Here is an 8,491-nt window from a genome sequence, read left to right on the forward strand (position 1 = left end):
ACACGGAAGTTAAGCTCTCTAGCGCCGATGGTAGTTGGGACCTTGTCCCTGTGAGAGTAGGACGTCGCCAAGCAACTTTAAGACGAGTCAGAATGACTCGTCTTTTTTGTATGCTTTCATACCTCTGTTAATTGCCTGCTTAACTCCTTCTAAATAGGCGAATCCATGCCTTTTATCTGGTTCTAAGTAAGTACCTTCTGCCCATTCATTCCACGCATTAATAAATAAAAACTCGCTGTTGTAAAGAGAATAGGTACGCTGGATTTGTTTGCTTAAATATATCGTGAACTTCCTAGGGGTAGAACCTAGGAAGATGCTGCTATTTAAGTCTTTGCGGCGTGCTGTATTGTCCCAGTCAACAAAGGCACCAGGAAATGTTTTTTTCTCTGGAGGAGATCGTTTTAGTATATACATCCACACTTTATCATAATCCCAAGCGTTTATTTGTTTACCAGACTCATATATTGTCTTATTTATGTCTGAAGAGCTATCATGAGCAATTGTATAAAAAGGCTCGAATTCAATGCTAGCATCAAATCCATTTATATTAGGAAGTGGAAAGCTGTTTAATGTTTCTGCAAAGTATATACCTTTCAAACCATTTTCTTGTGCGAGTGTATTCCAATAATGAAGCATTTGTTCACAATGAGGGATATGCCCGGGACGATAAATAATGAATAGTGGTTTATCGTCTATACGGATATATCTCTCATCTTGGAAAGCTTGCAATAAATACTCAAAGTGTTCTTTCCAATCCGATAATTCTCCATAATTTTGAGGCATTAATATGTGACTATCAAGACCATCCCAAGTTTTCGTCCACGGTTCATTTGCCCAAGAAAGGCAAAATGGAAAATCTGGTTCGCCCGTCTTAAGTACCTCATTAAAGGGTGCCTCCAATAACCTCTTCCCTTTAAACCAGTAATGGTAATAACAAAAACCATATATGCCATGAGCTTTGGCGATTTCTGCTTGCCATTTTCTTACGGATGGGGTGGTTAAGTCATAATAAAAATCTTGATAAGGTTCTCTAGGTTGGTAATGTCCTGAAAATAAAGGTCGTGCACTTTTAGTATTTGTCCATTCAGTAAACCCTTTCCCCCACCATCGGTCATTTTCTTTTATTTGATGAAACTGTGGTAAGTAAAAAGCGATTATTTTCAAGATATATCCCCCTTATGTTGTTCGTAGTTCAAGTGGTGGGAAGTTACTTTTGATTTTTCGAATTTAGTTAAAGTATGAGATATGTTATTTACTTACTGTGTTTATGCTGCATAATGAATTCTTTTGTACAGTTTGCTTGATATGGAAATCTTTGATGATTTAATATATAAGGCTGAGATACAAAATGATCTTCATTATACAATGAGCGAAAAGAGTTAATCTTTTTGGAGAACAAATAGAGCTTGGGGTAACCGGTTTGTATCATCAAAAAAATCCCGTAGCTTTAAATACTTCTCATAGTGATTTTTAATATAAGTTCTAGGTATAACGGTTTCTCCATAGAAGCTACTATTTCTAACGTCTCCAGCTCCCGTAGGGCTGTGGACAAAATTGCCGCTTTCATAATCCGAGATAGCACGATTTATATCTGGAAACGCTTGAGATAAAGTTTTATGCCACCCGGTTTGAATTAATTCAGGGTGTTCCTTGAATTGTTGGCAGAAATCGAGAAAATAGCGTGCTTGTGTTGTGGCGATGAAGATGCCACCTGGACGAAGAATTCTTGAAAATTCCTTTATCCAATTTTCTGCTGTTTCTTCGGATAAATGTGAGAATACAGAATAAGCGAATATGATATCTAATGAATTGTCATTAATAAATTCTACAGGAGGTTGTGGGGGAGCTACTTTATACCTACCTCTTCCTAACGTTTCGTTGCAAAGGTTAATCATTGCAGGATCTACATCAATACCAAGTAAATTTTTATGGCGAACATCTTTGAAAAAGAAACGTATAATTCTTCCCCATCCGCAACCAAAATCTAAAATTTTACGTTCGTTATTCAAGGGAACACCTAAGTTTTGGGCATATGTTTTGACATGGCTATAAAACAAATATGCTTCATAAAGAGCATGTTCATAGGAAGCACCTACAAACTGTTGTTGAATTTCTTCAGGGGGGAACATAGGTACTGGGATGCCGTTTATCTTTGTTTGTGAGCAACTTTGTATAAATAGATTTAGAAGTTCAACATCAGAAAGCGGGCTAACAAGGTTATCAAAATCATTTCCTAACTTGAAGTTATTCATTTGTTAACCTCCAAATTATATAGTACCTAAAAATTTTTTTCGTGTTTTTTACTAATAAAAACGTGTAGAAATTCAGCATCTAACCCCAGTGATCTATCCTTTTGTAAATAAACAATGGTATACATATTTGCATGTGTATAAATATATTCAATCATATCTTGACCCCAATCAAATGTTACTAAAGACCCGTTCTCATCAATAGGATTACCATGATAAATTGGCTCCGCAATATATTCGATTCCTTCTTTATTGATTCTTGCTCTTTGTAAAGTCTTTGTGAGTGTATGATACCAAGGGACAGTAAACACATGAGCACCGCCAGGCTTTAATACACGCTCTATTTCTTTAAGGGCTTTGTTTGGCTCCATTACATGTTCAAAGACATCTTGAGTAATGAACAAATCAAAAGATTCATTTTGGAAAGTCATATCTTCTAAGTTCTCACATCTAATTCCTTGAAAGTATTGGCCGAGAGGATAGTTTTTAAAGTATTGAGAATAAGTATAGTTTTTGCAGTTTTTTATAAGTAGCTGAGTTGTAATTCCCCCAGGAGAGGATTCGTGGATATGATAGGAACCCCATTTAGGAAAAAATGTATTTAAAACATGGATTATAGCTCGCTGCCTTGGTATAGAGTGGCATGTAGAACATAAGTAATGATCTCTAAGCCAATCATTCTGCTCTATAAATGTAGTTTCCTTCTCACAAATAACGCAATATCCATTATTGTGTTTCAAATTACCTTCCACATGACATCACTCCTGTGTAAAAAAATGCATATGACACACACGTCAACAATCAGTGAAATCAAAGAGAGTGGGTGGAAATTAGGGAACCCATAAAAGTGAGATTGGTAGAATGGAATAATTAGCGGGAGAGAACCCCTCGCTAATTAAAGTTTCACTTTATGCTATGCGATACATTCGCTTTTATTCATTGAAGAATGTATCGACTTAGAATATCCCTTTTGTGTACGGATACATTTCAAAGTCTTGTGCATATATTTCTGTAACTAACGCCATTGTTTCTTCATCATAAAAGCTTTCATATGTTGGAAAGCGAGGGAAGGTGGCATCTGTAATGCTGAGTTCTGCATAGCTTCCTGTATAAAGCATCTTATGAGCCCGATGATGATCTGAATTTGTAAGAAGCGCTAAATTGGATTTAATCAAATCGTACGTGTGTTCTATCTTGGTGATTTGTGTATTAAAATCTTCTAAAGGAATATAGTATTGGATAAAATTTTCTTCACCTGGAACGTATTGCTGACTAAAATGTATGTCCATTGCTAGGGAATTTGAACCCAATGCTCGAATGTAATATAAAAATTGTTTAAATGATACTCCACGGTTACTATATTTGTCATTATACAAATAGTGGCGGATATTTTCCCATTGAGGGCTAGCATATGGATTGTCAGCAAGTAATAAAAATGAGCTGACGGCCCTTTTGTAGGGATTCCGTACAAGTTTACAAACATCTTTATTTGCTGTTAGAAGCCCATTTTGTAACTCTGGTATGTAGTTAGTGTTGTTTTTATACACCCAGAATTCATAGTAATGAATAAAGTCATGGTATTTCTTTGCTTCATTAAACAATCCAATTTGAAAAAAGAACCAATTAGCTAAGGCGGTACATCCGCTTCTATGGCTCCAGAATAGTATAAGTGGAAAGTCTTTATGGAAATGTGGGATTCGATCTTTATGTAGGATTACATGATTTAAAAGCTCTTGATTTACACTCTTCATACATGTAGTCCTCCTTTTTGAAATTTTTATTTATGGAGAAGGGAAGTTTTTACTAATCCAATATATTCATGGGAATGAGTAAATAGTATGAGTGTTTTTTGCGGTCAGCTTAAATAAGATAGAGATTCTAAAAGGAAAATATAAAATAAAGATAATGAAAATTTATAAGGGGCATACAATTATAAGAGAATGAATAATAGAGGTGACCAAGTTCATTTAGTTGCATTTCTAGGTGTGATAAGCAAAAATCTTATTACTAGAGAGGATATTATGAGGAAGAATAATTATTTAATAGTAGGTGGAAATAGTTTCATTGGTATTAACCTCGCATTAGGTTTATTGAAACAAGGTCAAAATGTAAAAGTATTTTCCAGACATATAAATAATTTTCCTCAAAATATTATAAGTGATGTTGAATTTATTAAAGGTGATTTAGCAAATGTTGAAGATATATATAAAGCTTTAGTGAATGTGGATGTTATTATTTATTTAGCTGCAACGTCTAATGTAGCAACTTCAATTGAAGATGTTTTCGGAGATATAAACAGTAGCTTTTTTTTTCTTAACTTCATGGAAAGTGTTAAAAATTTTCCTGTTAAAAAAATTGTATTAGCATCTTCTGGAGGCACGGTTTACGGTGAACCGGAATATTTACCTATTGATGAGGAACATCCATTAAAACCACTTTCTCCTTATGGAATAACAAAAGTGTCGCTTGAAAATTACTTGTACTTTTATAAGAAAAAATACGGAATTGACTATGTTGTATGTAGATATTCTAATCCATATGGAAAATATCAAAATCCTTTAAAGAAAGTTGGGGCAATAAATTGTTTTTTGTATCAGCATCTCAGTAATGAAAAGATTAATATATATGGGAATCCACAAGAGATTATTCGAGATTATATTTATATCGATGATTTAGTTGAAATCACTATACAACTATCACAATTAAATTGTTTGAAATCTTGTGTGTATAACATAGGGAGCGGCAAGGGTCTCTCTTTAAAACGAATTATAGTAGAATTGGAGAAATTAACGGAAAGAAAAGTGGACTTTACCTGCTACAAACAAAGGCAAGAAAATGTTCAAAAAATCATTTTAAATATAGATAGAGTAAGACGAGAATGTAATTGGGAACCGAAAATAGATTTCAAAAGTGGAATTAGATTAAATAAGCTATGGATTGAAGAGTTCTTATATAGTAAAAAATAATAAGCCATGCCCTACTTTTGTATCAGTAGAGCGTGGTTTATTATTTTATTTCTTTTTTTATTACCCAAAGGTCTTGATGTTCCCACCAAAAACCTTCAGTGTATTTTTTGATGACAGGGTTATAGGGTAATAATTTAATTTTGTCACATACGTAAGAGGGACTAACGATCGTTTGCCCGTATTGATGAACATCTAAATCTAATTGTTCACTAGAAGGGAGAAACCAATAACCCTGTTTATTTAAATCTGGAAAGCTGAAGTACTTTGTACTTTGATAACCATGAGTTGTGAAAATGAGTAAGCCTTCAGGAGAAACAGCATTATACAATGTTTGAAGCCAACGAAACCAAGTTGTATCAGGCATATGAGAAAAAAAGGATAGACAAAAGACGATATCATACGTAGACGAGGCCAATTTTACTTGTTCAGGTTCAGGGTGAGATAAGATAGAAGAAGTATTTAATGCGTTTTCAATAAAAGTAATAGCCTCTTCATGTATATCACAGGTAGTTATACTTAAGTTCGTTTGTAGGTTTAATAAATGACGTGTTACGCAGCCATATCCGGATGCGAATTCTAATAATTTTATTGGAGTGTCTATAGGAGGATAAAAGGAAGTAATTAAGTCTAAGAGTGTTTCTGCGGATTTTCTCCCATCTTGAAAATAATAATCTATCGCTTCTTTTTTAGATGGGAAGACTGGATTAGTGACAAGGAATTGAAAGATATGATCCTCTGGATGGATACTTGCATTTACATTGTAGTTGTGTGCAATTTGAGAAAGCAAATCTTTATTTACTTCTATAAATTCTTTCAATGATTAACCCCCCTTAAATGATAGTAACGTCTTACAAGAGATACTGATGGCGAAGAAAATATATCATTCAATCTTCAAATATGCTTTAAGATACTTTCTATATGTGTACATTTTCTTTTTTGAAATGTCGTCGATAGTAAAGGTTTCTTTAATGAAATTCTGCATTTGTACAACTTCACTGTAATGGGAATATGAATCTTCTGTTCTCGTTACGCTATTTGTATGTCGTCTATGATAGTTTAGCGGTTTTGGATTGAAATAAATGTTACCCTCTTTAAGAATAGAAACATAGAAAAACCAATCACCAGCTACTTTAAACTTTTCTAATTGTTTTGCTGTTGTTTTCATGTCTATGTTTTTAAAAACTACACTTGAGGCATTAGGTATCGTGTTTTTGATAAGTAACGTATCTTGTATTTCATCTATCCCTTTTCGGAAATAAGGACGCTGCCATTTTTCTTTATCAATATCATTTGTGTAATCCAAATAATGATTGGCCAGGATATTTCCCTGTTCATCTATTTGTTTTGATTGTGTGTAGCTTAAGGTAACATTATTATTTATATGAAACCCTTGTATTACTTCTTCTAAAAATGTCTGATCACATAAGTCATCAGCCTCTGCAATCCAAATATAATCACCGGTTGCTGCAGAGACGCCTTTTATCCATTGTTTAAATACAGAACCAGAGTTTGTATCATTAATAATCTGCTGAACTTTTAGGTGAGGCTTATTTTCGTTTGAGAGCAGCTGTTCAAATATAGATACGCTATTGTCAGTAGAGGCATCGTCTAGGAAAATTAGTTCGTAAAGGGGATAGGTTTGGTTTAATATGGATTTAACTCGGTCAGGTAAGTATTTTTCGTAATTATAGTTTGGTATGATTACGCTTATTTTTTTGTAATTATGATCAAGTAGGTTTAACAGTTGATAAATGTAATGAAGAAAGTTGAAATCTTTTTCAATAAGCTCTTGGCCAAAGCGTCCTTTTTGTAATCGTAAGTCTTCATCTCCAATAAATTCATATATTCTTTCCAGCACCTGCGGTAAATTTAAAAAGTCTACTAAGGCGCCAGTTTGTTCCGTAACAACATCTTCAAAACCTCCAGCGTTTTTAAACCCTATAACAGGGACTTTTGTATCTAATGCTTCTAAAACAACGTTTGGAAAAGGATCTTCTCTTGAAGTTAATAAATATAAATCAGCCCCGGCGTTATATAAACCGATATCTGGAGTAGGCTCAACTAATGTGAAATGTGCTGTATATCTTGGGGATAGTGTGTTAAAGAAATGAACATCCGTTCTCCCGACCCAGATAAAATGAATATTCGTATGAACTTTTCTTACTGAGTAAGCAATAAGTGAGAATAAATCTATCCCTTTCCGATGATCAGCAAAACCTACTCCCAAAATGATTTTGCTATCTAGAGGCAGGTTGTGTTTTTTTCGTAATTCGCTTCTAGCTTTTGCAATATTGTTCTTATAAGGATTGTGGTTAAACAAGCCTTGAGGGAGGATGTGACATTTTTGATGATCTAATTGGGTGATTGTACGGAATTTTTCATACACGTACTGTGAAGGGAAGACAATTTTGTAAGCAAACTGGGCAATGTTTCTCGCTTTCCCCTCGGCAGAGTACTGTTGTATTAAATGCGGCAATTCATGTATTAATGAAATAACTTTTATATTGTGTTTAGCTAGTAATGCAACTATGTCACCACTTATGACGGTACTACATATGGCGATGGTATAGTCTTGTGATAGTAACTTCTTTATTAATAATTCGACCTTTTTTTCCGTTGGATAGTCTGCCTCTAGGCAATAAACAGGACCATACTTTTGAAAATCGTGGATTAAAATGCCCGTTCCAATAGAAATAATTGCGACGGAGTAATGAAAGTTTTCTTTAAGAGCTTTAATAGTATGTAAAGAAAGCAGCTGCGCTCCGTGGAAATGGGCATCATGGGATACATAAATGATTTTCTTATTAACATGCATTTCATAACGCCTCCTAAGTTAATTAGATTTTTAGTAAATGCATGGTGTATTTATAATTCCTAGAGAGAAGTGGTAGGAGATAATTGTGAATACAGCTGGAATGTATTCTAAATAAAAAGTGCTACCTTTAATATATATTTGTTTGGCTTGCTATTCATTCTTTAGAAAGGTGTAAGTAAGAGAGTATAAACTGTCGATTATGAAAGTGATTGCACCAGTTTATTAATCTCTAGGAACGGAGTATAAATGAAGAAGGTTCAATACCCTTTAGAATTTATAAAATAAAAAGGATAAAAGGTATTGACGATTAGGATATAGAGGTGTAATATAGAACAAGTCGCCGATGCAATAACGCAGAACGCGGCAAACAAAATGAAAAACTTAGTTGACATTAACTAATGAAGATGTTAACATAAGGGAGTCGCAAATGAGCGACCGAGTAGTTCTTTGAAAACTGAACG

General features: G+C 34.0%; 7 protein-coding genes. 1 reads left to right on the forward strand and 6 read right to left on the reverse strand.

Translation table 11 applies throughout. The features are described from left to right. Nucleotides 1-87: 87 nt before the first annotated feature. From JDS82_RS28820 to JDS82_RS28835, 4 genes are all read right to left on the reverse strand, one after another. A complete protein-coding gene (locus JDS82_RS28820; protein WP_000690989.1) occupies nt 88-1,164 on the reverse strand; it encodes a glycosyltransferase WbsX family protein in 1,077 nt (358 codons plus the stop codon). Nucleotides 1,165-1,379: 215 nt separating this feature from the next. Then, the gene (locus tag JDS82_RS28825) at nt 1,380-2,252 is read right to left on the reverse strand and encodes a class I SAM-dependent methyltransferase (protein WP_001058687.1); all 873 of its coding nucleotides are present in this window, start codon (nt 2,250-2,252) and stop codon (nt 1,380-1,382) included. A 26-nt stretch (nt 2,253-2,278) separates the two neighbouring features. Next, nucleotides 2,279-3,001 (reverse strand): class I SAM-dependent methyltransferase, encoded by a 723-nt coding sequence (locus tag JDS82_RS28830; RefSeq protein WP_098058868.1) that lies wholly within the window; start codon nt 2,999-3,001, stop codon nt 2,279-2,281. A 204-nt stretch (nt 3,002-3,205) separates the two neighbouring features. Continuing rightward, the gene (locus JDS82_RS28835) at nt 3,206-4,000 is read right to left on the reverse strand and encodes a sulfotransferase family 2 domain-containing protein (protein ID WP_064460162.1); all 795 of its coding nucleotides are present in this window, start codon (nt 3,998-4,000) and stop codon (nt 3,206-3,208) included. 270 nt (nt 4,001-4,270) lie between these two features. Between JDS82_RS28835 and JDS82_RS28840 the strand changes: the two genes are divergently transcribed. Then, nucleotides 4,271-5,215: an NAD-dependent epimerase/dehydratase family protein gene (locus JDS82_RS28840; RefSeq protein ID WP_002108867.1), complete on the forward strand. Its 945-nt coding sequence runs from the start codon at nt 4,271-4,273 to the stop codon at nt 5,213-5,215. Between the two features lie 40 nt (nt 5,216-5,255). Here the strand turns inward: JDS82_RS28840 and JDS82_RS28845 are convergent, their stop codons facing one another. Further along, nucleotides 5,256-6,032, reverse strand: coding sequence for a class I SAM-dependent methyltransferase (locus JDS82_RS28845; RefSeq protein WP_000657510.1), 777 nt, complete (start codon nt 6,030-6,032; stop codon nt 5,256-5,258). A 63-nt stretch (nt 6,033-6,095) separates the two neighbouring features. Then, the gene (locus JDS82_RS28850) at nt 6,096-8,030 is read right to left on the reverse strand and encodes a glycosyltransferase (protein ID WP_098058866.1); all 1,935 of its coding nucleotides are present in this window, start codon (nt 8,028-8,030) and stop codon (nt 6,096-6,098) included. Nucleotides 8,031-8,491: the final 461 nt, after the last annotated feature.

Source organism: Bacillus cereus group sp. N14 (assembly GCF_016483555.1).
GTDB classification, from domain to species: Bacteria; Bacillota; Bacilli; order Bacillales; family Bacillaceae_G; genus Bacillus_A; species Bacillus_A wiedmannii.